The sequence below is a fragment of the Micropruina sp. genome, assembly GCF_027492755.1.
Taxonomy (GTDB): domain Bacteria; phylum Actinomycetota; class Actinomycetes; order Propionibacteriales; family Propionibacteriaceae; genus Micropruina.
Map to the genome: position 1 here is coordinate 22,595 of NZ_JAPUED010000253.1, position 1,558 is coordinate 24,152.

Sequence of the window (1,558 nt, forward strand, 5' to 3'; positions counted from 1 at the left end):
GGGGGGCCGCCCCCCGCCCCGCCCCACCGGCGCCCCCCCCCCCCTCGGGGGGCGGCCGGGCCGGGGGGCGGGGGGGGGGCGGCGCGCGCGCGGGCCCCCCCCCCGACTTCGCTCGTGCCGGGCTCCGCACGGTGGATACCCAGGTAGCCGCGAGGGGAGCTTTGGTACAGCATGAAGAATGAGAGTTCGGGGCCATCCGGCCCCGGCGCAGGAACGACGAGAGGGACATGATGGGTTTCGTGGTAGCCGTCGGCGCCGACAACGCCGGCGTTGAGTACAAGAACAAGATCAAGGCCGATCTGGAGGCCGATCCGCGCATTGAGAAGGTGATCGATCTCGGGGTCGGGAACACCGAGGATCAGACCGCCTACCCGCACACCGCGGTCGGGGTGGCCCGTCTGGTCGCCGACGGCCAGGCCGACCGGGCGATCCTGGTCTGCGGCACCGGCATGGGTGTCGCGATCGCCGCCAACAAGGTCAAGGGCATCCGTGCCAGCACCGCGCACGACAGCTTCTCGGTGGAGCGCCTGGTGCTGTCCAACAACGGCCAGGTGCTCTGCCTGGGCGCCCGGGTGATCGGCATCGAGCTCGCTCGCCGGCTGGCGAAGGAGTTCTTCAACTACACCTTCGATCCGTTGTCGGCTTCGGCGCCCAAGGTGGACGCGATCTGCAGCTACGAGGGCGACTGATGTTGTGGGTGGGCACCAGTTGGAAGATGAACAAGACGCTGGCTGAGGCCAGCGACTATGCGACCCGGCTCGCCGCGGCTCTGTCCGACGGCGCACCGACTGGTGTCCAGCCGTTCATCATTCCGCCGGCGACGGCGCTGACCACGGTGCGCGCGATCCTGGGTTCCGACTCGCCGGTCGAGCTGGGCATCCAGAACGCGCACTGGGCCGACGCCGGGGCGTGGACGGGGGAGATCTCGGTTCCCCAGGCCGCGGACGCCGGCGCGACCTTGGTCGAGATCGGTCATTCCGAACGGCGGGAATTCTTCGCCGAGACCGATCGGACGGTCAACCTGAAGGTGAAGGCCAGCCTGACCCATGGACTGCGTCCGTTGCTGTGCTGCGGTGAGCCGGGTGAGGTCTTCGACGCCGGCGGCAGCGTGGACCACATCATGGCGCAGGTCGCCGCGGGCCTGGACGGCGTCGACGACGTCAGCCGGGTGCTGATCGCCTACGAACCGATCTGGGCGATCGGCGAGCATGGCCGCGAGGCGCGTCCGGAGGACATCGAGGGTGTCTTCGCCGCTCTCGATGCCGAGTACGGCGACAAGGTGGAGTGCATCCTCTACGGCGGCTCGGTGAACCAGGGCAATGCCGAGGAGACCCTGCAGGTCAAGGGCGTCAACGGCCTGTTCGTCGGCCGTTCCGCCTGGCAGGTCGACGGCTACCTCGAGTTGCTGAGGATCGCCGCCGCCCAGGCGTGACCGCCAAACGCAGCGATTCGGCGTCCGGACTCCCCGGGGGTGCGGCCGGCGCGTGTTTGTTGGTTGGCCCGTCCCCGGGGGCCCCCCGCACCCGGCCCCGGGGGCCAAAGGACGCTCCCAGGTGGG

2 protein-coding genes are annotated in these 1,558 nt (G+C 70.2%); both read left to right on the forward strand.

Annotated elements, in window-relative coordinates:
• The first annotated feature begins 230 nt into the window (after positions 1-230).
• Positions 231-689, forward strand: a complete 459-nt coding sequence (locus tag Q0066_RS17095) for a ribose-5-phosphate isomerase (RefSeq protein WP_298135200.1) — start codon at positions 231-233, stop codon at positions 687-689.
• Positions 689-1,432: a triose-phosphate isomerase gene (locus tag Q0066_RS17100; protein ID WP_298135182.1), complete on the forward strand. Its 744-nt coding sequence runs from the start codon at positions 689-691 to the stop codon at positions 1,430-1,432. The genes Q0066_RS17095 and Q0066_RS17100 overlap by 1 nt, the downstream gene beginning before the upstream one ends.
• Positions 1,433-1,558: the final 126 nt, after the last annotated feature.

Coding starts and splice junctions, on each gene's coding strand:
- Q0066_RS17100 (WP_298135182.1), top strand. CDS start 689: ATGTTGTGGGTGGGCACCAGTTGGAAGATGAACAAGACGCTGGCTGAG.
- Q0066_RS17095 (WP_298135200.1), top strand. CDS start 231: ATGGGTTTCGTGGTAGCCGTCGGCGCCGACAACGCCGGCGTTGAGTAC.